At 53.9% G+C, this 26672-nt stretch carries 28 protein-coding genes, 1 tRNA gene, 1 pseudogene and 1 other annotated feature; of the genes and pseudogenes, 22 read left to right on the forward strand and 8 right to left on the reverse strand.

The annotated features are described in order from the left end of the window. The first annotated feature begins 5 nt into the window (after positions 1–5). From IEW52_RS09405 to IEW52_RS09460, 12 genes are all read left to right on the forward strand, one after another. The gene (locus IEW52_RS09405; RefSeq protein WP_188629817.1) at positions 6–494 is read left to right on the forward strand and encodes a chemotaxis protein CheW; all 489 of its coding nucleotides are present in this window, start codon (positions 6–8) and stop codon (positions 492–494) included. Continuing rightward, a complete protein-coding gene (locus tag IEW52_RS09410; protein ID WP_188629818.1) occupies positions 494–895 on the forward strand; it encodes a DUF2802 domain-containing protein in 402 nt (133 codons plus the stop codon). Before IEW52_RS09405 ends, IEW52_RS09410 begins: the two co-directional genes overlap by 1 nt. A gap of 256 nt (positions 896–1151) precedes the next feature. Continuing rightward, on the forward strand, positions 1152–1787 hold the full coding sequence (gene ccmA / locus IEW52_RS09415; RefSeq protein WP_188629844.1) for a cytochrome c biogenesis heme-transporting ATPase CcmA: 636 nt from the start codon (positions 1152–1154) through the stop codon (positions 1785–1787). Further along, complete coding sequence (gene ccmB / locus IEW52_RS09420) at positions 1784–2452, forward strand: heme exporter protein CcmB (protein ID WP_188629819.1); 669 nt, start codon at positions 1784–1786, stop codon at positions 2450–2452. The genes ccmA and ccmB overlap by 4 nt, the downstream gene beginning before the upstream one ends. Before the next feature lie 86 nt (positions 2453–2538). After that, positions 2539–3285, forward strand: a complete 747-nt coding sequence (locus tag IEW52_RS09425; RefSeq protein WP_188629820.1) for a heme ABC transporter permease — start codon at positions 2539–2541, stop codon at positions 3283–3285. Continuing rightward, positions 3275–3481 carry a heme exporter protein CcmD gene (gene ccmD, locus IEW52_RS09430; protein WP_188629821.1) on the forward strand — a complete coding sequence of 69 codons (207 nt, stop codon included), beginning with the start codon at positions 3275–3277 and terminating at the stop codon, positions 3479–3481. The genes IEW52_RS09425 and ccmD overlap by 11 nt, the downstream gene beginning before the upstream one ends. After that, on the forward strand, positions 3478–3972 hold the full coding sequence (ccmE, locus tag IEW52_RS09435) for a cytochrome c maturation protein CcmE (RefSeq protein ID WP_188629822.1): 495 nt from the start codon (positions 3478–3480) through the stop codon (positions 3970–3972). Before ccmD ends, ccmE begins: the two co-directional genes overlap by 4 nt. A gap of 35 nt (positions 3973–4007) precedes the next feature. Further along, on the forward strand, positions 4008–5963 hold the full coding sequence (locus IEW52_RS09440) for a heme lyase CcmF/NrfE family subunit (protein WP_188629845.1): 1956 nt from the start codon (positions 4008–4010) through the stop codon (positions 5961–5963). Further along, the gene (locus IEW52_RS09445; RefSeq protein ID WP_188629823.1) at positions 5960–6493 is read left to right on the forward strand and encodes a DsbE family thiol:disulfide interchange protein; all 534 of its coding nucleotides are present in this window, start codon (positions 5960–5962) and stop codon (positions 6491–6493) included. Before IEW52_RS09440 ends, IEW52_RS09445 begins: the two co-directional genes overlap by 4 nt. 4 nt (positions 6494–6497) lie before the next feature. Continuing rightward, positions 6498–6965, forward strand: a complete 468-nt coding sequence (locus IEW52_RS09450; RefSeq protein WP_188629824.1) for a cytochrome c-type biogenesis protein — start codon at positions 6498–6500, stop codon at positions 6963–6965. Position 6966: 1 nt separating this feature from the next. Then, entirely contained in the window at positions 6967–8178 is a 1212-nt protein-coding gene (gene ccmI / locus IEW52_RS09455) for a c-type cytochrome biogenesis protein CcmI (RefSeq protein ID WP_188629825.1), read from the forward strand. Positions 8179–8269: 91 nt separating this feature from the next. Further along, a complete protein-coding gene (locus IEW52_RS09460; RefSeq protein ID WP_229667871.1) occupies positions 8270–9058 on the forward strand; it encodes an MlaA family lipoprotein in 789 nt (262 codons plus the stop codon). Between the two features lie 268 nt (positions 9059–9326). Here the strand turns inward: IEW52_RS09460 and IEW52_RS09465 are convergent, their stop codons facing one another. Then, positions 9327–9920 carry a DUF502 domain-containing protein gene (locus IEW52_RS09465; RefSeq protein ID WP_188629826.1) on the reverse strand — a complete coding sequence of 198 codons (594 nt, stop codon included), beginning with the start codon at positions 9918–9920 and terminating at the stop codon, positions 9327–9329. Between the two features lie 350 nt (positions 9921–10270). On the opposite strand from IEW52_RS09465, the gene IEW52_RS09470 reads away from it, so the two are divergent. Together IEW52_RS09470 and tyrA are read left to right on the forward strand one after the other, a co-directional pair. Next, positions 10271–11341, forward strand: a complete 1071-nt coding sequence (locus IEW52_RS09470) for a 3-deoxy-7-phosphoheptulonate synthase (protein WP_188629827.1) — start codon at positions 10271–10273, stop codon at positions 11339–11341. 134 nt (positions 11342–11475) lie between these two features. Continuing rightward, complete coding sequence (tyrA, locus tag IEW52_RS09475; protein ID WP_188629828.1) at positions 11476–12600, forward strand: bifunctional chorismate mutase/prephenate dehydrogenase; 1125 nt, start codon at positions 11476–11478, stop codon at positions 12598–12600. An 816-nt stretch (positions 12601–13416) separates the two neighbouring features. Here the strand turns inward: tyrA and IEW52_RS15735 are convergent. Continuing rightward, positions 13417–14565, reverse strand: a pseudogene (locus IEW52_RS15735) (chorismate mutase); the annotation flags it as partial. 36 nt (positions 14566–14601) lie between these two features. Continuing rightward, positions 14602–14737, reverse strand: a sequence feature (Phe leader region). Positions 14738–15031: 294 nt separating this feature from the next. After that, a complete protein-coding gene (hpf, locus tag IEW52_RS09485; RefSeq protein ID WP_188629830.1) occupies positions 15032–15403 on the reverse strand; it encodes a ribosome hibernation-promoting factor, HPF/YfiA family in 372 nt (123 codons plus the stop codon). A gap of 326 nt (positions 15404–15729) precedes the next feature. Here hpf and IEW52_RS09490 point away from each other — a divergent pair, with 326 nt between their 5' ends. Together IEW52_RS09490 and IEW52_RS09495 are read left to right on the forward strand one after the other, a co-directional pair. Next, positions 15730–17637, forward strand: a complete 1908-nt coding sequence (locus IEW52_RS09490) for a transglycosylase SLT domain-containing protein (protein WP_229667872.1) — start codon at positions 15730–15732, stop codon at positions 17635–17637. Further along, complete coding sequence (locus IEW52_RS09495) at positions 17627–18469, forward strand: NAD(P)-binding domain-containing protein (RefSeq protein WP_188629831.1); 843 nt, start codon at positions 17627–17629, stop codon at positions 18467–18469. The genes IEW52_RS09490 and IEW52_RS09495 overlap by 11 nt, the downstream gene beginning before the upstream one ends. Before the next feature lie 106 nt (positions 18470–18575). Here IEW52_RS09495 and yjjX read toward each other — a convergent pair whose 3' ends face one another. Continuing rightward, complete coding sequence (yjjX, locus tag IEW52_RS09500) at positions 18576–19106, reverse strand: inosine/xanthosine triphosphatase (protein ID WP_229667873.1); 531 nt, start codon at positions 19104–19106, stop codon at positions 18576–18578. 99 nt (positions 19107–19205) lie between these two features. On the opposite strand from yjjX, the gene yciA reads away from it, so the two are divergent. Beyond that, entirely contained in the window at positions 19206–19604 is a 399-nt protein-coding gene (gene yciA, locus IEW52_RS09505) for an acyl-CoA thioester hydrolase YciA (RefSeq protein WP_188629832.1), read from the forward strand. Between the two features lies 1 nt (position 19605). Next, the gene (locus IEW52_RS09510) at positions 19606–20418 is read left to right on the forward strand and encodes an endonuclease/exonuclease/phosphatase family protein (protein ID WP_188629833.1); all 813 of its coding nucleotides are present in this window, start codon (positions 19606–19608) and stop codon (positions 20416–20418) included. Positions 20419–20534: 116 nt separating this feature from the next. Here the strand turns inward: IEW52_RS09510 and IEW52_RS09515 are convergent, their stop codons facing one another. Together IEW52_RS09515 and gloB are read right to left on the reverse strand one after the other, a co-directional pair. Next, positions 20535–21926 carry a LysM peptidoglycan-binding domain-containing protein gene (locus IEW52_RS09515; protein WP_188629834.1) on the reverse strand — a complete coding sequence of 464 codons (1392 nt, stop codon included), beginning with the start codon at positions 21924–21926 and terminating at the stop codon, positions 20535–20537. A gap of 64 nt (positions 21927–21990) precedes the next feature. Further along, complete coding sequence (gene gloB / locus IEW52_RS09520; RefSeq protein ID WP_188629835.1) at positions 21991–22809, reverse strand: hydroxyacylglutathione hydrolase; 819 nt, start codon at positions 22807–22809, stop codon at positions 21991–21993. 122 nt (positions 22810–22931) lie between these two features. Between gloB and IEW52_RS09525 the strand changes: the two genes are divergently transcribed. Further along, a complete protein-coding gene (locus tag IEW52_RS09525) occupies positions 22932–23651 on the forward strand; it encodes a class I SAM-dependent methyltransferase (RefSeq protein ID WP_188629836.1) in 720 nt (239 codons plus the stop codon). A gap of 15 nt (positions 23652–23666) precedes the next feature. Here the strand turns inward: IEW52_RS09525 and rnhA are convergent, their stop codons facing one another. After that, positions 23667–24128 carry a ribonuclease HI gene (rnhA, locus tag IEW52_RS09530; protein WP_188629837.1) on the reverse strand — a complete coding sequence of 154 codons (462 nt, stop codon included), beginning with the start codon at positions 24126–24128 and terminating at the stop codon, positions 23667–23669. Positions 24129–24269: 141 nt separating this feature from the next. Between rnhA and dnaQ the strand changes: the two genes are divergently transcribed. From dnaQ to IEW52_RS09545, 3 genes are all read left to right on the forward strand, one after another. Further along, positions 24270–24998 (forward strand): DNA polymerase III subunit epsilon, encoded by a 729-nt coding sequence (gene dnaQ, locus IEW52_RS09535; RefSeq protein WP_188629838.1) that lies wholly within the window; start codon positions 24270–24272, stop codon positions 24996–24998. Beyond that, the gene (locus tag IEW52_RS09540; RefSeq protein ID WP_188629839.1) at positions 24986–26122 is read left to right on the forward strand and encodes a hypothetical protein; all 1137 of its coding nucleotides are present in this window, start codon (positions 24986–24988) and stop codon (positions 26120–26122) included. Before dnaQ ends, IEW52_RS09540 begins: the two co-directional genes overlap by 13 nt. Before the next feature lie 130 nt (positions 26123–26252). Beyond that, positions 26253–26329 (forward strand) — tRNA-Asp (locus IEW52_RS09545). Between the two features lie 75 nt (positions 26330–26404). Here the strand turns inward: IEW52_RS09545 and IEW52_RS15740 are convergent. Beyond that, positions 26405–26672: hypothetical protein (locus IEW52_RS15740; protein ID WP_229667874.1), on the reverse strand; the 268-nt coding region annotated here is incomplete at its 5' end.

Genomic DNA, 26672 nt, shown 5'->3' on the forward strand with positions numbered 1-26672 from the left:
AATCTATGAACAGTCATCGTAATGTAGCCGAAAATCTTGCCGAGGGTGAGGTACTGCAGTGGGTCACCTTCTGCCTGGATAACGAAACCTATGGCATTAATGTCATGCAGGTGCAGGAAGTATTGCGTTATAACGATATTGCACCCGTACCAGGTGCACCGGACTATGTGCTGGGTATCGTTAATCTGCGTGGTAATGTGGTGACCGTGCTCGACACTCGCTTGCGTTTCGGGTTGGCGGCAGCAGAAGTGACTGACAGCACGCGTATCGTGATCATCGAGGCCGAAACGCAGGTTATCGGCATTCTGGTGGATAGCGTGGCCGAGGTGGTGTATCTGAAGTCGGCAGAAATTGAAAATGCGCCCAATGTGGGAACCAGCGAAAGTGCCAAGTTTATTCAGGGCGTCTGCAACCGCGATGATCAACTCTTGATTCTGGTTGATCTCGACAAATTATTGTCGGATGACGAATGGGAAGAGTTGGGTCAGCTGTAATGTGGCTTGAGCCTGCTTTTGTTCTGGCCTTGATAGCGCTGCTGATGGGCATGGTCGCCTTGTTTGTGGCCTGGTCGATGTGGCGTCAAAGCCAGCGCAAGCTGGAGGCCATGAGCCGGCTGATGCGAGAGCTGACCCGTACCCGGGACAGTTACCGCAAGCAAATAGAAGAATTGCAGGCAGCCAACATCGGCATGGGCAACAAGGTGAGTGAGCTTTATCGCCAACACGACAAGCTGACCGAACAACAGCAAGAGCTGTCACTGAAAGACCCCCAGGGCAAGCTCTACAGCCGTGCCACCCGTATGGTACAACTGGGTGCCGACATCGACGAGATTATGGCCGAGTGTGAAATGCCCAGAGCCGAAGCCGAACTGCTGATCGCCTTGCATCGCAAGTAAAGCCGAACCAAAAAACCATCCTTAAGCACAGTCATACCGGACTCGCTCCGGTATCTGCTTTTTCTGTTTTAAGCCGTTGTACGCCCTACACTGTACGCCATAAGCAAAGACAAACACAGCTCCCAACTTTTGGCTTACCGCGTATGGCGTAAAGCGTACGACTGTTTCTTCACTTCCTGCTTTCTCTCGTTTCTTTCTGCACAACGGGGTGGCGTGTGCTAAACTGGCGGCCATTTTTTAATGGTCTACGTTCCCAATTATGTTAGAAGCCAGATCCTTAACTTGTGTCCGAGAAGAGCACACCTTGTTCAGTGAATTGTCGCTGACGGTGGCGCCAGGTGATCTGGTGCAGGTGGCTGGCCCTAATGGGGTGGGGAAAACCAGCCTGTTACGGCTTTTGGCCGGCTTGTCCCGCCCTTATAACGGTGAGGTGCGCTGGCTGGGTAACAACATAGAAAGCCATCGCGACGAATACCACCAAGATTTACTCTATCTGGGCCATCAGGCCGGCATCAAGCACGAACTTACCGCCCTGGAAAACCTCGCTTTTTTTCGCCGCATGCATCATGCCCAAAGCCAGGCCAACTTATGGGATGTACTGGCCATGGTGGGCCTGGCGGGGCTGGAAGATCAAACCGCAGGCCAATTGTCGGCCGGGCAAAAGCGCCGCGTGGCTCTGGCTCGCTTATGGTTGGGTGGCCCCAAGTTATGGATTCTGGATGAACCCTTTACCGCCATCGACAAGCACGGCGTCAAGGTTTTGGAGCAATTACTGCTGGATCATACCGATGCCGGCGGCATGGTACTGATCACCACCCATCAGGACTTGTCACTGAGTGCCAGCCGCGCCCGTACCTTGCAGTTAACTCCCCATCAAGAGGAACCGGCATGAGACTCATGTTTAGCGGAGTGCTGCGTCGCGAGCTGGTATCGGCCCTGCGCCGACGGGGCGATATTTTAAACCCGCTGTGGTTTTTTATTATCGTGATTACGCTGTTCCCCCTCGGTATCGGCCCGGATCCCGCTCAATTGGCGCGCATTGCCCCTGGCATTGTCTGGGTTGCCGCCTTGTTGTCGTCGCTATTGGCGCTGGAGCGGTTATTCAGGGACGACTTTATTGACGGCACCCTGGAACAATTAATGCTGATGCCCTGTCCTTTAGGGGTACTGGTGCTGGCCAAGGTGTTTGCGCATTGGCTGTTAACGGGCCTGCCGTTGTTATTGCTGTCGCCGCTGGTGGCGGTCTTGCTCAGCCTGGACATGGTGGGTTTTAAAGCCGTGTTCTGGACGCTGCTGTTGGGCACCCCCATTTTAAGCCTGTTGGGTGCCATTGGTGTGGCGCTCACGGTGGGCATCGGCAAAGGCGGGGTCTTGTTGAGCTTGCTGACCTTGCCGTTGTATATTCCGGTACTTATTTTTGCCACCTCGGCCATCGATGCTGCCACCCTGGGGGTGGCGTATGACGGTCAGCTGGCGATTCTGGCCGCCATGCTGGTGGGCAGCATTACCCTGGCGCCTTTTGCCATCGCCTCTGCACTGCGAGTAAGCGTTAACTAGCTGATTGCAGAGTATTTTAACGGGTGGATTTACGTTATCTTATGCCCGTGTAAACATAACTAAATACAAAAAGGTCTGTGAGCAACATGTGGAAATGGTTACATCCTTACGCCAAATCTGAACAAGCCTATCGGCTTGCGGGTCTTTGGCTACCCTGGTTTGCCGTGTTCAGTGTGGTGTCGTTTGCCATCGGCTTGGTGTGGGGGCTGGCGTTTGCACCGGCTGATTATCAGCAGGGCGACGCGTTTCGCATTATCTATATTCATGTGCCGGCGGCGATTCTGTCGATGGGAGCCTATTCCACGATGGCCATTGCCGCTTTTATCGGCCTGGTATGGCAGATAAAAACCTCCGACATGGCGGTGGCGGCCATCGCCCCGGTTGGCGCGGTATTTACCGCCATTGCACTGTTTACCGGTGCCGCCTGGGGCAAGCCGATGTGGGGCGCCTGGTGGGTATGGGATGCCCGATTAACCTCCGAACTTATTCTGCTGTTTCTCTATCTCGGCGTGATCGCCCTGTACAACGCCATTTCCGACAAAGTATTGGCCGGCCGTGCCGCCGGTATACTGGCGCTGGTGGGGGTGATCAATCTGCCGATTATTCATTACTCGGTAGAGTGGTGGAATACCCTGCATCAGGGGGCTAGCATCACCAAGTTTGACCGACCTTCCATTTCCAACGACATGCTGTGGCCACTGTTGCTGATGATAGTGGCGTTCAGCTGCTTTTTGGGTGCCGTGACTCTGATGCGACTGCGCAATGAACTTATTCGTCGCGAATCCCATCGTCCCTGGGTGCTGAAACTGGCGGAGGAACAGCATGAAATTTGATACCTGGTCTGCATTTTGGGCCATGGGCGGCTACGGCTTTTATGTGTGGCTGTCTTTTGGTTTTACCCTGGTGGCCCTGGTGGGCATTGTTATCTCTACCATGGCGACTAAAAAAAGCCTACTGCGTGCAGTAAAACAGAAACAGGCTCGGGCACAACGCCGCAAGGCGGCCCAGAAGTTGGAGAATACGCTATGAACCCCAGACGTAAAAAACGCATGGCCCTGCTGCTGGCAGTGGTGCTCGGCCTGTCGGTGATGACCGGATTGGTACTCTATGCCTTGCAGCAGAATATTGATCTGTTTTATACCCCCACCGAACTGGTGCAGGGCAAGGGGGATGACAAAATCAAGCCGGAAGTGGGCCAGCGCCTGCGCATTGGCGGCATGGTCATCCCGGGCTCGGTCAGTCGGGATCAGGAAAGCCTGAAAGTCAGCTTTGGTTTGGTGGATGCGGGTGGTGAAGAAATTACCGTGGAATTCGATGGTATTTTACCGGATCTGTTTCGTGAAGGGCAGGGCATAGTCGCTCAGGGGCATTTAACCGATGCGCGCACCATTACCGCCTTTGAAGTGTTGGCCAAGCACGATGAAGAATACATGCCACCGGAAGTGGCCGAAGCGCTCAAGGGAATCGAGCATGTTAAACCCGAATATTCTCCCGAGCAGCTGAAAGGTAGTCAGTCATGAATTCTGCAGTCGATTCGGTTAGCCAAACCCTTGGCATTATTCCCGAAATAGGTCAGTTCAGTCTTATTCTTGCCCTGGCGGCCAGTGTGATACTGAGCATTTACCCTCTGATTGGGGCCTCTCGTGGCAACACCGGTATGATGCTGCTGGCGAGGCCACTGTCTTACGCCATGTTCGGTTTTTTGCTGGTATCGTTTGGCTGCCTGACCTGGGCCTTTATCGACCACGATTTCAGTGTGTTGTACGTTGCTTCAAACTCTAACAGTCTGCTGCCGCTGGAATATCGTATTTCTGCAGTATGGGGCGCCCATGAAGGCTCGCTGCTGTTGTGGGTGCTTATTCTTGCCGGCTGGGCTGCTGCCGTGGCACGTTTTAGCCGTGCGCTGCCGCTTGATGCCGTGGCACGGGTGTTAAGCGTAATGGGCATGATAGGCGTGGGCTTTTTGCTGTTCGTCATCGTGACCTCCAATCCCTTTGAACGTACCTTGCCGTTCTTTCCGGTAGATGGTCGCGATTTGAATCCGCTGCTGCAGGATCCCGGGCTGATTTTTCATCCTCCCATGCTGTATATGGGTTACGTCGGCCTGTCGGTGGCGTTTGCCTTTGCCATTGCGTCACTGATGACCGGCAAGCTGGATGCCGCCTGGGCGCGCTGGTCGCGCCCCTGGACCACGGCGGCCTGGATTTTTCTGACCCTGGGTATCGCACTGGGTTCCTGGTGGGCCTATTACGAACTGGGTTGGGGCGGCTGGTGGTTCTGGGATCCGGTAGAAAATGCCTCCTTTATGCCCTGGTTGGCGGCCACCGCACTGATTCATTCGCTGGCGGTCACCGAAAAACGCGCCACCTTTAAAGCCTGGACCGTATTGCTGGCCATACTGGCATTTTCATTGAGCCTGCTGGGCACCTTCCTGGTGCGCTCCGGGGTGCTGGTGTCGGTGCATGCGTTTGCCTCCGACCCTACCCGAGGGCTGTTTATTCTGGTGTTCTTCATGCTGGTGGTGGGGAGTTCCCTGCTGCTGTACGCCATTAAAGGCGCAGAGGTAAAAAGCCACGGCAAGCACGAGCTGGCCAGCCGGGAAAGTATGCTGCTGGGCAACAACATCATGCTGATGGCCGGTCTGGTGGTGGTGCTGATCGGCACTATATTGCCACTGGTGCACAAAGAACTGGGGTTGGGCAGCATTTCGATTGGTGCGCCTTTCTTTAACAGCCTGTATGCCTGGATGATTATTCCGCTGGCGCTGTTGCTGGGTGCCGGGCCGTTATTTCGCTGGCGCCGCCAGAACATGAAAGAAATCAACGGCAAGCTGTTGTTTGCTTTAATTGCCGGTGCCGCGATTGGCACGGCGCTGCCCTGGTTCTTTGCCGATCACTTCGAGATTTGGGCCGCCGTGGGATTAAGTCTGGGCGCTTTTATCGTGATTACCAGCGTGCAGGAAACCTGGGTACGCGCCACCCATCGTCATGGATTTGCTACCGGCATTCGCAAGCTGGGCAACAGCCATTGGTCGATGTTTCTGGGGCATATCGGCATGGCGGTCACCATTATCGGCATCAGCTGTACCCAGTTGTACAGCATCGAAAAAGACGTGCGTATGGCGACCGGCGACAGCGTGACCTTCTCGGGTTACACCTTTACCTTTGAGGGCACCAAGCATGCGGACGGTCCTAACTACGAAGGATTCAAAGGCGTGATTGCCGTGAGCAAAGACGGCAGGGCTCTGCCGCCGCTGAAGGCAGAAAAACGCTTGTATCTGGTGCAGCGCATGCCGATGACCGAAGCCGCCATCAGCGCCGGTTTTACCCGCGATCTGTATGCGGCTTTGGGTGAAGAGCTGGATGACGGCGCCTGGGCCGTTCGCCTGTACTATAAGCCCTTTATTCGCTGGATATGGTTTGGTGCCTTGCTGATGGCCATTGGTGGTGTGGTTGCCATGGCAGACAAGCGTTATCGCTTTGGCAGCAAAAAAGTACAGGAGGCGGTATGAATCGTCGTATCTTGATTTTGTCTATCCCGCTGGTCATTTTCCTGCTGGGCTGCGTGTTTCTCTACAAGGGGCTGTTTTCGGATCCGCGTAAACTGGAGTCGGCATTGCTGGAGCAGCCGGTGCCGGAATTTGCGCTGACTTCGCTGCAAAACCCGGATAAAGAATTCAGCCGGGATATTTTTACCGGCCAGCCTATGTTGCTGAACGTGTGGGCGACCTGGTGTCCTACCTGTTACGCCGAACATGAATACCTGAACCAGCTCAAGGCACGCGAAGGCATCTATATCGTGGGCATGAACTACAAGGACGAGCGGACCAAGGCGCTGCGCTGGTTGAAAAATCTGGGCAATCCTTATGCCATCGACCTCTACGATCCCAAGGGTAAGCTGGGGCTGGATCTGGGCGTGTACGGCGCACCGGAAACCTTTCTGATCGACAGCCAGGGCATTATTCGCTATCGCCATGTGGGCGATGTCAACGAGACGGTCTGGCAGCAAACCCTGAAACCTATCTTTGAGCAAATGGAGTAAAGCCATGCGTTTATGCTCGGTATTGGTACTGCTGGCGGGGTTGTGGTTCACACCGGCCATGGCGGCGATTGGCGTGTATGAGTTTGATTCTGCCCAGCAGGAAGAAACCTTTCGTGAACTGACTCGCGAACTGCGTTGCCCCAAGTGTCAGAATCAGGATATTGCCGACTCGGATGCCGAACTGGCCAAAGACCTGCGCGACAAGACCTATGACATGTTGCAAGAGGGCAAAAGCAAGCAAGAGGTCATCGAGTATATGGTGGCCCGTTACGGTAACTTTATTCTCTATAAGCCGCCCTTTATGGCATCGACCATGATCTTGTGGTTTGGACCCGTGATTGTCATCTTGTTGGGAGGGCTGATTGTGGTGCTGCGCACGCGTAAAAAGCCGCGCCAGACTGGCGATCAAGCCTTGAATGCCGAACAACAACAGCGGCTGCAAGAATTGCTGAACAAAGACAAAGAGAATTGATATGACTTTATTTTGGATTGCCAGCGGCCTGCTGACGCTGTTATTGGCGCTCGTTATTATACTGCCCCTGACCCGGGGGCGAGCCGAATCGAGCCAGAGTCGCAATCAGCTGAACACCGAGTTATACAGACAGCGTTTGCAAGAGCTGGAACAGGATAAAGAGCAGGGCTTGCTGGAAGAGGGCGAACAGGCCACCCAGGAGCTGCAAAAAAGCCTGCTCGATGACGTGGTCACGGAACAGCCTCAACAATATCGCTCGGGTACCTGGCTGTGGTTGCCTGCGATTTTGATTGTGCTGGTGGTCGCTTATGGCGGTTACTGGCAGGTAGGTGCCTATAACAAGGTGGCGCAGTGGCAGAACAATGCAGGTCGGTTAAGTGAGCTGACGCGCCAGGTGCTGCTTGAGCCCGATGGTGACGTGACCGAGCAAGACATGATGGACCTGATTCAATCGCTGCGTACCAAGCTGTTTGTAGACGGTGATGATTATCGTGGCTGGTTGTTGCTGGGCCGGTTAACCCTGGAAATGCGTGATGGTGAAACCGCACGGGATGCGCTGGAAAAAGCCATGACCCTGACCGACAAGCCCGAGCAGGTACTGGTGCCTTATGCCGAAGCCCTGACCATGACAGGCGAAGCGCTGCGTGCCGAAAACATGATCAAGCAGGTGTTGGCCAAAGACCCGGATAACCTGGAAGCCTGGTCGGTATTTGCCTTCATGGCCATGCAGCAAGAGAACCTGACGGCGGCGATTGCCCGCTGGCAGCAGATTTTGCAGCGCATGTCGCCGGATAATCCGCGCTATGCCATGATTGAGCGCTCGGTTGCCTTTGCCGAACAGCGTTTGGCCGAGCAGGATCATGCACCGGTAACCGGCCCGCGTTATGAAGTGGAAGTGAACGCGGCCAGTGCGGTTCCCTACCACCCGGGGGCGGTGTTGTTTGTGTATGCCATAGATGCTCAGGGCAGCGAAGTGCCTTTGGTGGCGCAACGCATCGAAAATCCGTCTTTTCCGCTGACCATTACCCTGTCTAATGCGGATGCCATGCGCCCGGATAACAATATGACGGGCCGTGAATCCGTTATTATCAAGGCCCGTATTGCGCCTAGCGGCAATGTGACCGATACCACGGATGCCTGGGAAGGTCGCAGCGCTGTCTTGAGCACAGAGAAAGACAGCCAATTGTCTATATTTATAGATACCCCTCTGTAACTATTCAGTAAGCAGCACGTGATGAAACCGGTCAAACAGGCCGGTTTTACGCAATAATAAAACAAGAATAAAAGCGATAAGGCTTAATATTATGTGGCGAATGTTAATAGTAGTGGCAGGAGTCGGCCTGACTGGTTGTGCCGCGCACCAGGGCGTGGATGTATCGCGCAGTCATGATCCTTTTTCAACGCAGGTACCGGCCGATTTTGCCAAGTCGACCGCCGCCGATGCGCGAGATCCTTTCGAGCCGGTGAACCGGGGGGCCTGGGTCATTAATTACGACGTACTCGACCCCTATGTGGTGCGTCCGGCCGCACATGCCTATGCCGATTATGTCGCCGAGCCGGTGAGAGATGGCTTGCAAAGAGTGGTGCTTAACCTGGAAGAGCCCGCCAGCTTTGTTAACCATTTAATTACCGGCGATGTGACCGGTGCGGGAACCAACCTGGTACGCTTTGGCGTAAACAGTACCGTCGGGGTGCTGGGCTATTTTGATGTGGCGGAAAAAATGACCCTGTCGCGCCGCTCCAAAGACTTTAGCCAGGTGCTGGGGCAAATGGGGGTAGGTGACGGCCCCTTCCTGATGCTTCCCGTGTTGGGACCAACCACGTTGCGCCAGTTTTCTGGCGACATGGTCGACAGCCTCTACTTTCCCTACGACGTGATGAGCCTGGCCCTGCGCACCGGAAAATGGGCGCTTGATGGCCTGTATCAGCGCAGCGAGCTGATAGACCGGGAGCCCATCATCGACAATGCACTCGACCCTTATGGTTTGACCAAAGATCTGTATTTACAGTATCAGGATGCCAAGATAGGCAAGGAATTCGAACCCGCCTCCAGCGAAGAACTGGAAGACTTCATGGACGAGATAGACGGTTAAATGGAAAGCTTGAAGCTGTAAGTTAAAGCAAATACCGAACCTTCATATTCCAAAATCCTGACGCATGTCGGGATTTTGGTTTTTTGTAGGCTCCATGGTTTGTGTAAAGAGTATTGGACCAACAAGGGTGACACTACCTAAATGTGGTCGAATACTCTTTTTAAAAGATCGACCCTACGCTTGGTTTTATCTCTGGGTTTTACTTCCAGCTTCCTTGAACACGGCTCTTTAGCCGAGCGCTTAAAGCTGACGGCTGATAGCCTGGTATTCAGCTTTTCCCGGTAATGCCGCCGCTGACGATAAAGGTGGTCATTTTGCTGGCGGCAACATCCAGCAACTGGATGTTGTCTTTATCTACGACCAGCAGGTTACCGGCAAAATTATAAGATTGGGGAAGATAGACCGCCACCTTGCCGGGCAGGCCAAACTCCGTCATGTCCTGGCGAGTAATGAAGCCAAGCACCTGCACCTCGCCATTCATCAGACTCACCGCCACGGGTTGATTAAGGCGTTTATTCTGTCCCAGCAGGGCATTGAACAAGTCTTGCAAGGAGTTGTACACCAGCTTTACCAGAGGGATGCGCGTTAACACCTTATCGAACAGTGACAGAAAAAACTGGCCAAAGTAAAACGAGGCAAACATACCGGTCAGAATAATCACACTGAGGGTAATCAAGCCACCGGCAAGATCGGCAATCCAGCCGGCGGCAAGGGCAGGTACCACCATGCGTAACAAGGAGCCAATGGCGGAAAAAAGCGTTTCGTTGAGTACGGTAAAAATCAGATAAACCAGATAGACCGTGAGGACGAAGGGCAGCAGAATTAACAGACCCTGAAAGAAGAACCGTAAAAGACGTTGCATGGATAAGCTCCGGTGAACAAGAGCAGCATCATGGCAGATCCCGCATTCAATAACAGCGTTTAAAGCCGGTACTAAGCCATAAGTTGACGGTAGCAAGCAGAGGGGGAGATGGGCGCGAGCAACAAGACGCCATAAACACCAGGCACAATGCTTTTCTCGCTGCTTTTATACTCACTTGAACAGCACCACGTAAAATAAGCGGTTTTTACTGACAAACACGCTTTGCAAGGTGGCTCGGCCTTGATAAGGTAAATGCGGTTGCGTAAAAAACAAATAACCAGATGTCAAATAAGACGCGGTATTTGTTTTTATTTGTCTGTAAAGATTTATTTACATGTGAGGATGTCATCATGCAGAAAGACACACTGAATAATATTCATATTCGATCCGAAAAGGTCATGATCACCCCGGCCGAGCTGAAAGCCAAGTTGCCGATCTCTCAACCTGCGCTTGATTTCATTGGCCAGGCTCGCCAGACCATGTCGAATATTATTCAACGTAAAGATCACCGTTTGCTGGTGATTTGTGGTCCTTGCTCCATTCATGACATAGACGCAGCCAAAGAGTACGCAACCCGCCTCAAAAAACTGCATGATGAATATAGTGATAGCCTTTATATCGTAATGCGCGTCTATTTTGAAAAGCCGCGCACCACAGTAGGTTGGAAAGGCTTTATCAACGATCCTCACCTGGATGGCACCTTCGACATAGAACAAGGCCTGCACAAGGCGCGCGAGCTGCTGGTCTGGTTAGCCGAGCTGGAGCTGCCGTTGGCGACCGAAGCGCTGGATCCCATTAGCCCGCAATATCTGGCCGAGCTGTTTTCCTGGTCGGCGATTGGTGCGCGTACCACAGAATCGCAAACCCACCGCGAAATGGCCTCTGGCCTGTCGATGCCGGTGGGCTTTAAAAACGGCACCGACGGCAATTTGGGCACCGCCATTAATGCGCTTAAGGCGGCGTCCGAGTCGCACGCCTTTATGGGTATCAACCAGCAAGGACAGGTGGCTTTGCTGGTGACCCAGGGCAACCCGGACGGCCATGTCATCCTGCGGGGCGGCAAGCAGCCAAACTACGACTCCGTGAATATTTCCCAGGCCGAAAAAGCCATGACCAGCGCCGGTCTTATCCCGAATCTGGTCGTGGATTGCAGCCACGGCAACTCGAATAAAGATTACAGCCTGCAGCCATTGGTCACCGAAAACGTGGTGCATCAAATTCAGGAAGGTAACAAGTCTATTCTTGGCATTATGCTGGAGTCGCACTTGTTTGAAGGCAACCAGTCGAGCGAGCAGCCCCGTAGCGAGATGCGCTATGGCGTATCCATTACCGATGCCTGCATCGACTGGGATACTACCGCCGAGTTACTGGGCCGTTGTCGTCAACAGTTGGCCGCGCCGTTAAAGGCTCGTATTAGCTAAGTGAGTTATTTAGAATAACGCTTATGTAACAATGAGGTGCCTGACGATTCAGCCACTGTTGTCGCTGTGCGTTCACAGGCATAATAGAGCACCGCGTCCGGGAAGGGCCGGTGCTTTTTAATTGGGATGGACCAATGGTAGATGAATTAGCAGTCCTGCGGGACCAGATAGACGAAGTGGATCAGCAGCTGGTTGCGCTGTTTGCCCGACGCCTGAAATTGGTGGCGGGAGTGGGGGAGGTGAAAAGTCGCCAGGGGGTGCCTATTTATGCCCCGGATCGCGAAGCCGCCATGCTGGCCAAACGCCGCGCCGAAGCCGAGGCGCAAGGTGTGCCCCCCGATCTTATTGAAGATGTGTTGCGCCGCGCCATGCGCGAGTCCTATGCCAGTGAAAAAGACACCGGCTTCAAGTGCATGAATCCGTCGCTGGGCAAAGCGGTAGTTGTAGGTGGAGCAGGGCAGCTGGGCGGTTTGTTTGCTCACCTGCTGACCTTGTCCGGCTATACGGTCGAGGTATTGGAGAAAGACGACTGGGATCAGGCCGAGGCGTTACTGAAAGGTGCTGGGCTGGTTGTCGTGGCCGTGCCCATCGATCAAACGGTGGCGGTGATTGAGCGTTTGCCCAGGCTTGACGAGCACTGCATTCTGGTTGACCTGACCAGCATCAAGGCCGAGCCCTTGGCGGCCATGCTCAAGGCGCACCAAGGCCCGGTGCTGGGCTTGCACCCCATGTTTGGGCCGGATGTGTCCAGCCTGGCCAAGCAGGTGATTATTTACAGTGAAGGCCGCGGCAGCGAACAGTATGAATGGTTGCTGGCGCAAATGCGTATCTGGGGAGCCCGCTTGCAGGCGGTTAATGCCGAAGAGCACGATCAGGCCATGAGTCTGGTACAGGCGCTGCGCCACTTTACAAGCTTTGCCTATGGTGCCCACTTGTGTGCCGAGCAGGCCGACTTGTCGCAACTGTTGCAGTTAAGCTCACCGATTTATCGGTTAGAGCTGGCCATGGTGGGTCGACTGTTCGCACAGGATCCGGTGTTGTATGCCGACATTATTTTATCGTCGCCGCGTAATCTCGACATGATACGTCGCTATCACACCCGTTTTGGCGAGCTGTTAACCCAGCTTGAACAGGGTAAACGCGAGGCTTTTGTCGAGCAGTTTTCTACCGTGAGTGAATTTTTTGGCGATTACGCCGACACTTTCTTAAAAGAAAGCCGCAACTTGCTGGCCCAGGCCAACGACAGCCGTAAAAGCTAGCAAGGTTCGATATCAGGTTACTGATAAAAAACACCGAGCCAATGGCTCGGTGTTTTGCTTTCAGCTTAACGTGACTGCCTCTTAATCACGATACAAGCGCTGTGCCAGTTGCTGCAGTGGCTGCATATCATCTTCGTTGGTGAGGCTTAGGCAGAAGCCTTGCACGCCAGCACTTCTCAGGGCTTGTCCCAGCTGAGGTAACAGGCTGTCTTGCCCCACAAGCTGACTCAGCAACGGCAGGCGGCTGTGTTGCTGCACTCGCAGCAGATTGGCCAGCGGGCGGTTTTGGGTATCCAGCAGCGCAAGTTGCTGATTACCCTCGGCCAATACCAGCTCGGCCTCGGCCAGGGTCTGTTCCAGGCTGTCGGCCAGCGGCATTAATACCGGGCGGGTGCAGCGACCCGCGGCAGCCAGCAACTCGTCCCGTCGGCCATCTATGGGTTGCAGCAATACGGCATCCAGCGACTCTGCCGCCCGATTGAGTTGCTCGGGCGTATGTACCTGGGTCATGGCGGCCAGGTCAAACTGGGCGGCCACTTCACGTAACTGCTGCAGACGTTCCTGGCTTTGTTGCTGATTACCCTGAGCAAAGCAGGGTACAGCCAGGATCTGGCCACCCTGTTCCTTAAGGCGACGCGCGGTTTCCTGCAGGGCGCCATATTCGGGCCAGCTTTCAAGTTGTGCAATCAATAATGGCTCTTGCTGGCTCATGTGAAAGCGCCCCAGCTGCAACGACAACAGGGCATTGTTGTTTAACGGCACGTTAACCGGAGTAACATGCAGCTCTGGGTCCCGGCCCTGGCTCAAGGCTTTGGACGGAATACGAGTCGGTGCCACTTCGGCGCTGGGATAGCAGCCGAGAATTTTAATGAAGCGGACGATGTCTTTCAGCTCGGCCAGTGCCGCCTGCATGTTGGGGCAGTTGACGTTGGCTGCCACATCCACATAAAACATCTCTTCCCACGGATTGCCGATGATGGGGCGAGACTCCAGCTTGGTCATGGTGATGTCATGATTGCGCAGTACCAGCAAGGTTTCTACCAGCGCACCGCTTTGCTGACCGGTAGACATGATAAAGCTGGTTTTGGCGGGAATTTGTGCAGCCACTTCAACCGGCTTACGCGCCACCACAATAAAGCGGGTCATGTTCTGCTTCTGGTTTGCCAGCCCGGTCACCAGTGGCTTAAGGCCGTGCAGGGCTCCGCCGTCGGCACTGCCCATGGCACCAATGTCATCGCGTTTGAGGCTGGCCACCAGCTCCATGGCGTTGGAAGAGGCGGCACAAAACTCCACCTTGACCTGGGGCAGGGTCTTCAGATATTGAGAGCACTGCTGGTATACCTGAGGGTGGGTATACAGGGTTTTCAGCTTGCTGACGTCGGTGTCGACGCCGACCAGCAGGCAATGCTCAATGGGTTGGGTCAGCTCGCCGACAATAGAAAGGCTGGTGTGCTGAATCAGATCGAACACGTCATTAATGGCACCCGAACTGGTGTTTTCTATCGGCAAAATACCGTATTGAGCCTGACCCGATTCAACGGTATCAAATATCTGTTGAAAGGTGTCGCAGTTATGCTCGACCAGCTCGGCTTTGAAGCGCGTCAGGTACTTGCGTGCCGCCATGTTGGAGTATGAGCCTCGCAACCCGAGAAATGCCACGCTGATGGCCGGCTTCTCATCCTGCGGATTAAGCAAGTCTTGCAGCAAGGCCTGTTGCGACAATACAGAGTCTTCAATAATGGTGTGATAAATCTGCGTAACGTAGTGAGCGTCCAGCCCCAGGGTTCGGCCCTGATTGATTAATGCCACCAACAGCGCCTGCTCTCGTTCCTGATCTCGAATGGGGCGCGGATTTTGCAGTTTGCTGCGTGCCACATCCAGACTCAGGGCCTTGCGTTTGGCCAGCAGGGTCAACAGCTCTTTGTCCAGGCTGCTGATGTGGGTTCTGATCTCATCCAGATTCATGAATAGGGCTTCCCTTGTACCTAAAAAATGTCACCTAAAAAAAAAGCCTCCCTAGGGAGGCTTATCTGTTCGTCTTTCGCTTGTTTCTTGCCAGACCAGATGCCTCCTTGACTAGGATGCAAAGAAGAAAGCAGCAAAAAAGCAGTGAAAGAAAAACAGGTTAACAGACACGGTCATCTCAACATTGATATACACGGCCCTACAATTACTGAAAAGCGACAGTGCTGGCAAGCCTTTTTGGCCAATTTGACCAAAACAGCTCAATTTAGCCCTAAAATACAGCGGCAGGTGGTGAGTGCCCGGAGATGAACGAAAGGAATTACCGTTTTGGCAAAGGGAGCATGGACGACACGAAATCGAGTGAAGAGCAAGGAGACCACACCTTACTCTTCACGATGAATACCTTAGGGTTTGTTGGATCACGTCAGCGGGGCATTACTCTGGATGAATCGCTGACGGCTTGGCGCTATTCGGCTCTGTATTCTTCTTCCTCATCCAGGTCGACTCCGTCGTCTACCTCGCCTGAGGCGACCGGTTGTCCGGCATGGGCGCGCTGTGCCAGTGGCTTGTCGGCATAACGATTGAGTTGGCGTTCCAGCTTTTGACCCAAATCTTTAATGGCGGCGTACAGATTGTCGTCTTCTGCCTTGGCAAAAAGAGTGTCGTGGCGTACACCTGCGGTCGCTTCCACCTGATATTTCAGTCCTTCTTTGTTGATGATCACATGAGGCGTAATCAGGTCAACCTGGCGGCGAGACAGTTTTTCGAAGCGACTCTCAATCCGTTCACGGATGGCGGGAGAAATGTCGATAACGGTACTGGTAATGGTGATGGACATAAAATACCCCCTGGGTGTTCTTTTGTTTGTGTACGGCTTCAGACTACCCTGACCGCGGTTTAATAATGTGATCCAAATCAACCTTTTATGGGCCTGACTCCTATGGCGCCCAAATTTGTGACCCAGTCGCCGCTACCACTATTTACTGCTTGTCAGTGCAGCCTGAAACCAGTCAGACTCGAACGGATAAATTACTCCGCGCCCCCTGTTTTATCTGATATCACGTCTTTTATTGTCTTGTTTAAACAGATTATTTTCTGTACCCCATTGGCAGTGTTGACTCTATTACATAGGATAGCTCTCTATTCGTTATTTAGGGGTGCGCTGTGAGAGGCTGGTTAGGATTAGGGCTGCTGTTGTTAGGCTTGAGTGTCAGTGTTCAGGCATCGTCGTTGCGTGAGCAATATCGTCAGGCCGAACAGGCGCTGAAAAAAAATGATGAAGTACGCTTTCATCAGTTGCGTAAGGGACTGGACGATTACCCGCTCACTATTTATTTGGATTATCAATATCTTGCTGAACGCCTTTCGTACCTGAGTACCTCTCAGGTGACCGGGTTTATACGCCAGCACCCCGACTCCTTACTGGCCGACCGGCTGGAAGGTCGCTACCTGTACCGCCTGGCGCGAGAGCAGCGCTGGCGCGAATTTTTAGCGCTTTATCCCGAACTCCCCAACAGTATTCCCCTGCAATGTGCCCATTACCGAGCAAAATGGGCCACCGGCGATAAAGCCACGGCCATGGCCGGTGCCAAGTTACTCTGGTTACATGGTCATTCTCGCCCCGATAGCTGTGATCCCTTGTTTGCCGCCTGGCAAAAAGCCGGCGGCCGCACAGATCAGGATATCTGGCAACGCATGTTGCTGGCCTACCAAAGCGGAGAAGACGGTTTGGTGACGTTTCTGAAGCGCCAGCTCAGTGCGTCGGCCATGCCGGCGGCCGATTTCTTGCAGTCTTTAAGCCAGGACCCCAAGCAACTCCTCAAGGGCAGCCTGGTGAATGCCCATGGGCAACGGCAGAAAGAAGCTCTGGCACTGACGCTGGAAAAGCTGGCCGATACCGAACCGCTGCAGGTCATGAGCCTGTACCCCAAATATCAGCGCCAGGCCGAATTAAGCCCGCAGCAAGTGGCCGGTATAGAGCAACAGCTGGCGCGTCGTCTTATGTATAACCGTACACGAGACTATCGCAGCTGGCTGGATAGCCGCCTGCCGGTTGTGGGGAATGAAGAGCTGTTTGAACTGCGTGCCCGGCTGGCCATTTGGGAACAGGACTGGCGCGCTTTGCCGGGCTGGATTGATCGACTGTCAGCCGGTGCACAGCAAGACAGCCGTTGGCAGTATTGGCGAGGTCGGGCATTGAAAGCCCAAAATCGTCATGCCGAAGGCGATAAAGCCTGGCAACAAGCCGCGAATAATCGCGACTACTATGGATTTTTGGCGGCCCAGCAAAGCCGGTTGTCTTTTTCATTGCAAAAGAAGCCGCTGGTTGCTGCGCCAAGTTTAAGCCAGGCGCGCACGCAATGGCCGGCGGTGGCACGGGTAGAGGAATGGCTGGCACTGGGCGATAAGACGGCGGCGCGCAGCGAATGGTATCACCTGTTGGGCAAGGTCAGTGTCGACGACGGTCTGGTGCTGGGGAGCCTGGCGTTGAAACAGGGCTGGCATGATAAATCCATTCAGGCCAGCATCAGAATCAAGGCCTGGGATCATCTGGATTTACGTTTCCCCATCGTTTATCGCGATATTTTTCAGCGACAGGCCCAGCGTTTGCGTGTCAGTGAAGCCACGCTGTTTGCCATTGCCCGTCAGGAAAGTGCCTTTTATGAATTGGCGCGCTCACCTGTGGGGGCCGGTGGCTTGATGCAGCTGATGCCAGCTACCGCCAGGGCCACCGCGAAAAAACACGGCATTCATGGTTTTAAACGCGCCTCCGATGTCTATATACCCAATATCAACGTTCAGCTGGGCTCCAGCTACTTCAGAGAAATGCTGGACCGTTACGGCAATAACCGTATTGCCGCTATTGCCGCCTACAATGCGGGCCCCCATCGTATTGATCGCTGGTTACGCAACAGCGGCAGCCGCCCCCTTGATGTGTGGGTGGAAAATATCCCCTACCGGGAAACTCGCGGCTATGTACAGAATGTGCTGGCCTTTTCGGTGATTTATCAGGATGTACTGGGCCAGAAAAAAACCTTTATCACACCCCAGGAGCTGAGTTATGTCTACTAACGCGACGGTTGCCAACAGCAATGTCACGGCTCGGCCCAGCGTGGCCATTGTGGGGTTGGGTTGGCTGGGTGAGCCGCTGGCGCTGCAACTGTTAGCACAAGGCTATAGGGTGGCCGGCAGCACCACGGCCCAGGATAAAGCCGAGCGGTTGGCGAATGCCGGCATTCAGACCCTGGTGTGGGATATTAATGTGCCATTACCCACGCAGTGGCCGGCGGCGTTAACGGCTAACACTGTGGTGTTATGTGTGCCGCCCGGCAAGGTGAGCGACTATGCCAATACACTGGGGAGAGTGGCCGGCCTGGCTGCAGAGGGGGGCGTGCAGCGGTTGTTGTTTACCAGCGCCACCTCCGTATATGGTGGCCTGGGCCTGAAAACCGAAGCCGATACCGGGCCTGATTCCGAGCGAGGCGAGCGCATGTGGGCCGCCGAGCAGGCGGTGCAAAACAGCGGCGTTGGCGAGGTACTGTGCTTGCGGTTGTCGGGCCTGGTGGGCGGCAGCCGTGAGCCAGGCCGTTTTCTGGCCGGCGGCAGCTTTGAGGGCGGCGATGAGCCGATCAACCTGGTGGCACAAGAAGACTTGTTGCGTTTTATTCCCGCCATTCTGGGCAGAAATAATTGGCCAAAAACGTTAAATGCCAGCGCGCCTCATCACCCCAGTCGCCGCGAGTTTTACGGCCAGGCGGCGCAGCTGCAAAACTTGCCTGCGCCCCGGTTTAGTGGCGGCGGGCAGGGCAAGAGCATAGACGGCAGTGCCCTTGGTCGCTGGCTGGATCTGGATTATCAGGTCACAAACTGGTTTGCCTGGCTAGCCGAACGCAATCAAAAGTGAAGAGCAAAGTGTGAAGAGTGAAGGGTACAAGCTTACACCTCGGGCTGCTGGTTCAGGGGCGTATTAGTGCTTTTTATTGTCCACTTCACTTATTACTCTTCACCCTTCACATACGGTAAGGCTCGGGGTTGAGCAGGGGCGCCAGAGCCAGGATCAGCGTGTCGCAATAAATTCGGCGTCTATCCAGCAAGTTTCCGGTCAATACGCCGATGGCGCCGCCTTGCTGCTTGCAATTACTCAGGCTGAACAGGCGATCCATGGCGTGCCCCAGCTCTTCTCCGGCTGCAACCGCCTTAGCGACAAATGGTGGTAAGGTCAGGCTGGCGCTGCGGCTGGCATTATCCAGCCCTGTGCCCACTACCTGAATCCAGGCAAAAGTCATGCTGTGTTGGGAGTGCTGTTCTATGCCACCCTCCATGCCAATCCACACATCGGCATCGGGTATGGCGGCTTTGGCTGCCAGGGCACGCTGGCGTGCGCCCTGATAGGTTTCGCTATCGCTCATGGGTTGCTCGGCGACGCCGGAAGCCACGGCCACGCCGCTGATTTGGCAGGGCGTGTCAGGAAAAGCCCGAGCCAGCGCCAGTCTGGCTGCGTCAATTTTGGCGGGGTTCAGTGACGCAACAATTACTTTCATAATATTACCTATATCCAGGGTCTGTGGACCTTTACTAGTGACCGCCGACAGGCCGACGTATAATTAAGCCTTTTTTACACACAAAAAGAGTACAGAGCAATGAATGACCAAGCAGAGCCTAGGGGAGATTTACTGATGCGCACCATGGCGATGCCCGCCGACACCAATGCCAATGGTGATATTTTTGGGGGCTGGATCATGTCGCAAATGGACCTGGGGGGCAGCTTGCTGGCCAATGAAGTCGCCTTGGGCCGCGTAGGAACCGTTGCGGTCAGCGAAATGAACTTTTCTCGTCCGGTCAAGGTAGGGGATGTGGTCTGCACTTACGGTGATTTGATAAAAGTAGGGCGCACCTCCATTACGGTGCAGGTAGAAGTGTGGGTCAAGCCGGTATTGGTGCCAGAGGGTGGGGCGCGCTACAAGGTCGCGCAGGCCCAATTTGTGTATGTGGCCATTGATAACGATGGGCGCCCTCGTACCGTGCAGGCGAGTGCTTAAGATGAGGCGGCTGACCACGGCGTTGGCAGCGGTATTGTTGCTGAGTGGCTGCATTGAAGTGTCAGACAAAAAACTGTTAAGCGACAGTGCACCTCCCATGGCACGTGAATGCACACGCCCGTCGGTGCAGAATAACCCCAGCTTGCCGTCGAGTTTTTCACTGCTGAGCTGGAACATTTATAAACAGCAGGGAGACTGGCAACCCGAACTTGATCAATGGCTGAATAACAGTGATTTGTTACTGCTGCAAGAAGCCAGGGCCAGTGACGAGCTGCACGAATGGTTGTACCAGCAAGATTATCACTGGTTTCAGGTGGCGGCCTTCAATTGGCATGACGTTGGCAATGGCGTACTGACGGCGGCGAAAGGGCAACCCATTCAGGTGTGTGGCCAACGGTTGCTGGAGCCGGTCACTCGTATCCCAAAATCGTTATTATTTAGCTATTACCCGCTGCAAGGTTCCGCGCACCCCTTGTTGTTGGTCAATCTGCATGCCATCAACTTCTCGCTGCGAGGGCGTACTTATAACGGTCAACTGGCTATGATAAGCGAAAAGATTGGCGATTATGCGGGGCCGGTCATAGTGGCGGGTGATTTTAATCGCTGGAATGGGCGACGCAAAGGCTTTTTGGAGCGCTGGGTGGCTAAAGAGCAATTGACCGAAGCACTCCCCCAGCCTGATGTTCGTACTCGCTTCTGGGGATACCCGTTAGACGGCGTATTCTATCGCGGCCTGGCGTTGGAGCAGGCAAAAAGCATGGGGTCTGAAGCGTCAGATCACAGCGCCCTGCACATGCGCTTTCGTGTGCCCTAGACTGTGCAGGTTGAAGCAAATTCAGCATAACGATAGCACATTGTGTTAAATAAAAAACCGAACCCTGAGGTTCGGTTTTTTTGTTCAGAAGTCAGCTTAAAGCTGACAACGTTCAGTTAACCCGCATTCGCGGCAACCACCAGGCTCTGTCCGGCGCGCAGTGTGTGCTTGTTGGCCAGGCTGTTCCAGCGCAACAGTTCACTGATACTGACACTGAAACGGCTGGCAATGGCGGACAATGAATCCCCGGGCTTTACCTTGTAAACCCCCCCGGCAGGCGCTACCGCAGCAGTCGCGGCATAGGGCGTTGGTAGCATCAATGCCTGTCCAACACGAATGGTACTGCTGCTCAAATTATTAGCCTGGCGAATGGCCTGTATGCTGGTGCCATGTCGCTGGGCGATTCTCCCCAGGCTGTCTCCGCCCCTCACCTGGTAATGCTGGTAGGATTTGCGCTCTTGCTCCGGCAAATCGGCCATGGCAATTTCAAACCCCTGGGCATGGGCAACGGGTACCAGAATTTCGGCGTTGCGAACCGGAGAAGTCGCGGTACGCTTGTAGGCCGGATTAAGCTCTTTAAGCTGACCGCGATTCATCCCCGCCAAATCTGCCGCCATGTTCAAATCGACCTGACCTTCCACTTCAACCACGGTTAACTGTGGGCGATTGGGCAAGGCAGGCACTTCCATACCGTAGTGGCTATCGTGTTTGAGAATATCGGCCAGTGCCAATAATTTGGGCACGTAGTTTTGCGTTTCTTTTGGCAAAGACAAAGACCAATAGTCGGTGGGCTTGCCCTGACGACGGTTGGCTTTCATTGCCCGCTGCACCCGGCCTTCACCGGAGTTGTAGGCAGCCAGTGCCAATACCCAGTCACCGTCAAAAAAGGTATTCAGGTATTCCAGGTAATCGAGAGCGGCCCGGGTAGACGCCATCACATCGTAGCGGCCGTCGTACCAGGAGTCGTAATGCAGGCCAAAGTTCTTGCCGGTGCCTTTCAGCATTTGCCACAGGCCGGCAGCATGGCCATGGGAGTAAGCCTTGGGGTCGAAGGTGCTCTCAACAACAGGCAATAATACCAGTTCCATGGGCATGTTCCGTTTTTCTATCTCTTCCTTGATGAGATAGAGAAACGGTCTGGCGCGTTCTGATACAGAGCGCATATAGCCCGGATGTTTGAGATACCACTGACGCTGAGCCACAACCCTGGGATGATCCAGCGGCATATCCAGCTGCATCTTGTCGGCCAGGTCGAGCCACAAATCAGCCTGTGCTACCTCTGCCTGCTGGCGTTGCTGCCGGTTAGAAGAGGAGTGAGGCACAGTGCTGTAGGCGCGACCCAGGTCGGCCGTTCGGTCGTGTATCTGCAACGACGAGTAAATTGATGATGTATGGTAAAGCTGGCTATCGGCCGCTTCTTTTCCCGTGCTGTCCTGATCGCCAGAGGAGTGTAATCCTTGGCAGCCAGCCAGAAGCAAGGCGCTGGATAAGATACAGAGTCTTCTCATGGTGTTCGCATTCTCTAAAAAACGGCGGCCAGTGTATGCTTTGTGAGCAGCTTAATCAAGTTCGTTAAAAATCGTCCTTCCAGCGGCGAAGTGCAGCGAACACCTCAATGTTCTCGTTTAGCTCTGCACCTGCATGGGCCTGAACGGTGGCTTTAACCCCGTCCAGATGCGGTCGGAGAAAGACATTAATGGCTTTTTCCAGACCGATGGAGCTTGGCAGGGTAGGTATGCCAAGCTGACGTAATTTAGCGACTTTTTGCAGGTATTTTTGCAGCTCGGCATTGTTTTTTTCAACGGTGTGGCAAAACGCCAGGTTGGATTGGGTGTATTCATGAGCGCAATAAACACGGGTATTGTCGGGCAGGGCGGCAAAGCGTGTTAGCGAGTGATGCATTTGCGCGGCCGTGCCTTCAAACAAGCGACCACAACCGCCCGAAAACAAGGTGTCACCACAAAACAACAAGGGTTCACCAGGCAAGGGCTCACCAGACAAGGGTTCACCGGCTATGCCGTCAGGCTCAACATAGGCTATATGATCCAGAGTATGTCCGGGCACCGCCATCACCTCAAATTCCAGCCCCAGTTCGGGCAAGGCCACTTTATCCCCCTCATCTACGGCAATGGCATTTTGAGCGGGCAGGGGCCTGTTGGCGGGGGCATACACCTTGGCGTCCGGCCAGTTAGCCAGCAGGGGCTTGACCCCGCCGGTATGATCATGATGATGATGGGTAATCAAAATACTGGTCAGCGTCAGCTCCCGTTCGGCCAATACCCGCTCCACGGGGGCAGCCTGGCCCGGATCGACCACGACTGCCTGCTTGTTATTCGTTAACAGCCAGATATAGTTGTCCTGAAATGCAGGGATAGCGCTAATGTTAACCATATTTCTGTCCTTATAATGAAGGGAAGCCTAAGAGTATCGACCTTTTGTGACGACTTTATTCGTGCTGCAAACATCATCGCGAAAGCTCAACAGGCTCCAGCTTACCAGAGGCATAAATATTGATGAAATCTGCCAGTACGCCAGCCAGCTGGCAACAATTATTGCGAGGGCCCTATCTTGCCGAGCAATTACAGCTACGCCTTGACGATTGGGCGCCGTCACTGTTTGGTTTTAATTTACTGAAAGTCGATGCGTTAAGTGCGGCCCTGTCATTGCAAGGCAGCCGACTGCTGCACTCGGTTTATCTGAGCCAGCATGAGACACAGCATCAAACAGGGATCGAAGCCGACATACTGGGAGAGGCGACGGCCATGCCGTTTGCCCCCGGCAGTCTGGACGCCTGCTTGTTGGCTCATGTGCTGGATTTCAGCAAGCATCCCCATGCTATTCTGCGCGAGCTGGAAGTGGTGCTGCGTGATGATGGCTGGCTGATTATTACCGGCTTTAATCCATACAGCAGTGCGGGCCTGGCCTGCATGTTACCCAACGTGCACCGCAAGCTGCCGCGCTGGCAAGACATGGTGGCGCCGGGACGATTGGAAGACTGGTTAAAGCTGCTGGGCTTTGAAGTGATCAATCGCGACTATCTGGGTTTGAGCAGCCTGTTTGATTTTTCGGTGGGCGGCCAGTGGCGTCGTCGATTATATCCGCATTACTGCCCGTCACTGTCTGCGGTGTATATCATAATGGCGCGTAAACGCCGTTATCCGCTCACGCCCATTCGCCAGCTTAAACCGGTCCAGCATGCACTGAGTCCGGGCATGGCGTACCAGCAAAAATAAGCCGACAACAAAACATCAGCCCGAATATCCGGTGTCGTCCTGGTTCGCATTCTTCTCTGCTGCCTCGCGCGCCAGCACATCACACCGTTCGTTTTCGGGATGACCCGAATGCCCTTTAACCCAATGCCAGCTGACCTGGTGTTGCTGGCAGAGCTCATCGAGCATTTTCCACAGATCAACGTTTTTAACCGGTTTTTTAGCCGAGGTCTGCCAGTTTTTGCGCTTCCAGCCACTAATCCACTGCGTAATGCCCTGGCGAACATATTGGCTGTCTGTGGTTAAATCCACTTCACAGGTATCGCTCAATGCGGCAAGGCCGGCAATCGCAGCCATCAGCTCCATGCGATTATTGGTGGTTAGCCGATAGCCACCGCTCAGCTCTTTGCGGTGTGTCTTGTAAATCAGCACGGCACCATAGCCCCCGGGACCCGGATTACCCAGGCAGGAACCATCGGTATACAATTCAATCTTTTTCATAAACATTCGCAATCGCCAACAATAGCCGGAGTCTGCCACAGCAGCCGTTAAAAGGCAGCCAAAAACCGGTTTTGCTCGTCGGTAGCATCGTGAGTGCCAGTTATTTATACTGATGCTCGACTCGGATAAGGAAAAAGATACATGAACCAGCAAAGCCATCAACGGATCGTCGTGCTCGATACCGAAACCACAGGTATGAACATGGACACAGGGCCGCACTATATGGGCCACAGAGTGATTGAAATTGGTGCAGTGGAAGTGGTTAACCGCCGTTTAACGGGGCGGCATTATCATGTTTATCTCAAGCCTGACCGAAAAGTAGAGGAAGAGGCCATTGGCGTACACGGCATTACCGATGAATTCTTGGCCGATAAACCGTTGTTTTCTTCTCAGGTTGGCGAATTTCTGCAATTTATCTCCGGTGCCGAGCTGGTGGCACACAATGCCCCCTTTGACGTGGGCTTTCTGGATTATGAGTTCAGCCTGCTGGGACGAAAAGAGCGGATTGCCGAGGTGTGCAAGGTGACCGACACCCTGGCCATGGCCCGCAAGCTCTACCCTGGCAAGCGTAATAACCTGGACGTGCTATGTTCCCGATATGGCATAGACAACAGCCACCGTACCTTGCACGGCGCCTTGCTGGATGCCGAAATCCTGGCCGATGTGTATCTGTTAATGACAGGTGGCCAAACCAAGCTGAATTTACAAAGCGATAGCCAGCAGCAGGACGATAGCGGTGCAATTCGCCGATTAAGTGCCAGTCGGTCACCGTTAAAAATCATTCGTGCCGACAGTCAGGAATTGCAAGATCACGAGGCTCGACTGGATTTGGTAATGAAAAAAGGAGGCAGTTGCTTATGGCGCAACTGATGACTCGCAGCTTGCTGGCGCTGTTCATGTTGCTGGGTACACAAACGAGCCTGGCCAGCGAGCAAAGTACGCGCTGGCTGAGTAATACCTTTCGTATCGATCCCTCTATTTCTGCGGTGACCCTGCTGATTGAGCGAGATCAAGACAGTGGCCCTGTGGTGTTGATTCGCCCCGACGGTAGCAAATACTATCAGCAGCAGCATCCAGACCATATCAGCTGGGCCAGTACTGCTCGTCGTGACGTTATTACCCTGTGGCAGCCAGAGCCGGGGCCGTGGCAGGCGACCGGAAAAATCAACAAAGAAAGAGGCATTTCACTGGTCAGCGAATTTGAGCTGGCCATCTCTCCCTTGGCCGAGCGGCTATATCAGCAAGAAGTGTTGAAACTGAACGCCGAATTACGGCACAACACGACGCGGCTAGACGCCAACTATTACCTGCAGGATCTGGCGCTGCAGGCACAGTTAATTGATCTTAAAAATGATCAGCAAGCTCAATTTGCTCCGGCACCGCTGGTTATTGGTCATTTTCTTGATGATGGCCTGGGTCTGGACGCCCACCCAGCTGACGGTAAGCTGACGGCCGAAATCATTATCGATACCTTGCCCGGCGAATATTTATTTCAGGCACAAATCAGTAATCAGGTATTGGCCCGTACCAAAGAGCAAAATGTACTTATTTATCCCATGCCGCTTAAAGTCCATTTTACTACCCCGGATGAACAAGGCAAGTGGCAAATGGAGCTAACGGCTGATCATGAGTTGGTAGCCGATTCGTTGGTGGTTGTAGGGGAGCTGCTTACCCCTTCGCAGCAACAGCTTCCCATCAGTGGTAACGGCCTGCGCATTACCTTGCCCGATGCCGTGGACTCCGGTAACTATTATTGGCAAGGGCGCGCTTTTGCAACCAACAAGCGAGGGCGGGAAATTCAACTTAACTTGCCCAGGCAGGTGATTCGAGTCAGCCCCCCTGTAAGCAAGGTAGTCGATGTGGCGCCGGAAGAAAAAAGTCTGCCCTGGACGCTGATGGCCGCCGGTGGTGTCTTGCTGTTGATGCTACTCGTAATTGGTTGGATTTTGCGCAAGCGAGTAATCAACAAGCGTAAAAACAGCCAGCAACCTTAAGGTTAAAGGTGTAATTCTGGCATTGGTGAGTAAAAAACGGGCGAACGTAATAAAACGAGGGTTTTTAGTGTTGACCTTACCCTAGGTTGGTCTTATTATAGCGCTCGTCTGAAGCCAAGCTGCAGACGCTGGAGTGGTAGTTCAGTTGGTTAGAATACCGGCCTGTCACGCCGGGGGTCGCGGGTTCGAGTCCCGTCCACTCCGCCAACTTCAGAAAAAGCCCTGCTCAAACGAGCAGGGCTTTTTTCATTCTGGCTCTGTGGACTGACGGGTCATTTATATTTAGCTGTTATCTATGATCACCTTAAGCGCTTTTTCTTTGCTGGCATTACCAAATACCTCGTAGGCGCGCATAAAGTCGTTAAAGGCGAAGCGATGGGTGATTAGCTCGGCGGGTTTCAGTTTTCCAGACTGAACGTTTTTCATCAGCATGGCGGTGGTATTAGTCATCCCTTTACCCATAAGTCCTTGAATGAGTATCATCAATGCCACTGAACAACAGGTGTAGCGACGAGTGACATGACGAATTGGGTTGAGCAGGAGTTTGCCA

It is taken from the genome of Oceanisphaera marina (assembly GCF_014643915.1).
GTDB classification, from domain to species: domain Bacteria; phylum Pseudomonadota; class Gammaproteobacteria; order Enterobacterales; family Aeromonadaceae; genus Oceanimonas; species Oceanimonas marina.

Coding starts and splice junctions, on each gene's coding strand:
- yciA (WP_188629832.1), top strand. CDS start 19,206: ATGAATGACCAAGCAGAGCCTAGGGGAGATTTACTGATGCGCACCATG.
- ccmE (WP_188629822.1), top strand. CDS start 3,478: ATGAACCCCAGACGTAAAAAACGCATGGCCCTGCTGCTGGCAGTGGTG.
- IEW52_RS09450 (WP_188629824.1), top strand. CDS start 6,498: ATGCGTTTATGCTCGGTATTGGTACTGCTGGCGGGGTTGTGGTTCACA.
- IEW52_RS09425 (WP_188629820.1), top strand. CDS start 2,539: ATGTGGAAATGGTTACATCCTTACGCCAAATCTGAACAAGCCTATCGG.
- IEW52_RS09405 (WP_188629817.1), top strand. CDS start 6: ATGAACAGTCATCGTAATGTAGCCGAAAATCTTGCCGAGGGTGAGGTA.
- IEW52_RS09465 (WP_188629826.1), bottom strand. CDS start 9,920: ATGCAACGTCTTTTACGGTTCTTCTTTCAGGGTCTGTTAATTCTGCTG.
- IEW52_RS09510 (WP_188629833.1), top strand. CDS start 19,606: ATGAGGCGGCTGACCACGGCGTTGGCAGCGGTATTGTTGCTGAGTGGC.
- hpf (WP_188629830.1), bottom strand. CDS start 15,403: ATGTCCATCACCATTACCAGTACCGTTATCGACATTTCTCCCGCCATC.
- ccmB (WP_188629819.1), top strand. CDS start 1,784: ATGAGACTCATGTTTAGCGGAGTGCTGCGTCGCGAGCTGGTATCGGCC.
- ccmI (WP_188629825.1), top strand. CDS start 6,967: ATGACTTTATTTTGGATTGCCAGCGGCCTGCTGACGCTGTTATTGGCG.
- tyrA (WP_188629828.1), top strand. CDS start 11,476: ATGGTAGATGAATTAGCAGTCCTGCGGGACCAGATAGACGAAGTGGAT.
- IEW52_RS09410 (WP_188629818.1), top strand. CDS start 494: ATGTGGCTTGAGCCTGCTTTTGTTCTGGCCTTGATAGCGCTGCTGATG.
- IEW52_RS09445 (WP_188629823.1), top strand. CDS start 5,960: ATGAATCGTCGTATCTTGATTTTGTCTATCCCGCTGGTCATTTTCCTG.
- IEW52_RS09515 (WP_188629834.1), bottom strand. CDS start 21,926: ATGAGAAGACTCTGTATCTTATCCAGCGCCTTGCTTCTGGCTGGCTGC.
- ccmD (WP_188629821.1), top strand. CDS start 3,275: ATGAAATTTGATACCTGGTCTGCATTTTGGGCCATGGGCGGCTACGGC.
- gloB (WP_188629835.1), bottom strand. CDS start 22,809: ATGGTTAACATTAGCGCTATCCCTGCATTTCAGGACAACTATATCTGG.
- rnhA (WP_188629837.1), bottom strand. CDS start 24,128: ATGAAAAAGATTGAATTGTATACCGATGGTTCCTGCCTGGGTAATCCG.
- IEW52_RS09460 (WP_229667871.1), top strand. CDS start 8,270: ATGTGGCGAATGTTAATAGTAGTGGCAGGAGTCGGCCTGACTGGTTGT.
- IEW52_RS09470 (WP_188629827.1), top strand. CDS start 10,271: ATGCAGAAAGACACACTGAATAATATTCATATTCGATCCGAAAAGGTC.
- dnaQ (WP_188629838.1), top strand. CDS start 24,270: ATGAACCAGCAAAGCCATCAACGGATCGTCGTGCTCGATACCGAAACC.
- IEW52_RS09495 (WP_188629831.1), top strand. CDS start 17,627: ATGTCTACTAACGCGACGGTTGCCAACAGCAATGTCACGGCTCGGCCC.
- IEW52_RS09525 (WP_188629836.1), top strand. CDS start 22,932: ATGAAATCTGCCAGTACGCCAGCCAGCTGGCAACAATTATTGCGAGGG.
- yjjX (WP_229667873.1), bottom strand. CDS start 19,106: ATGAAAGTAATTGTTGCGTCACTGAACCCCGCCAAAATTGACGCAGCC.
- IEW52_RS09540 (WP_188629839.1), top strand. CDS start 24,986: ATGGCGCAACTGATGACTCGCAGCTTGCTGGCGCTGTTCATGTTGCTG.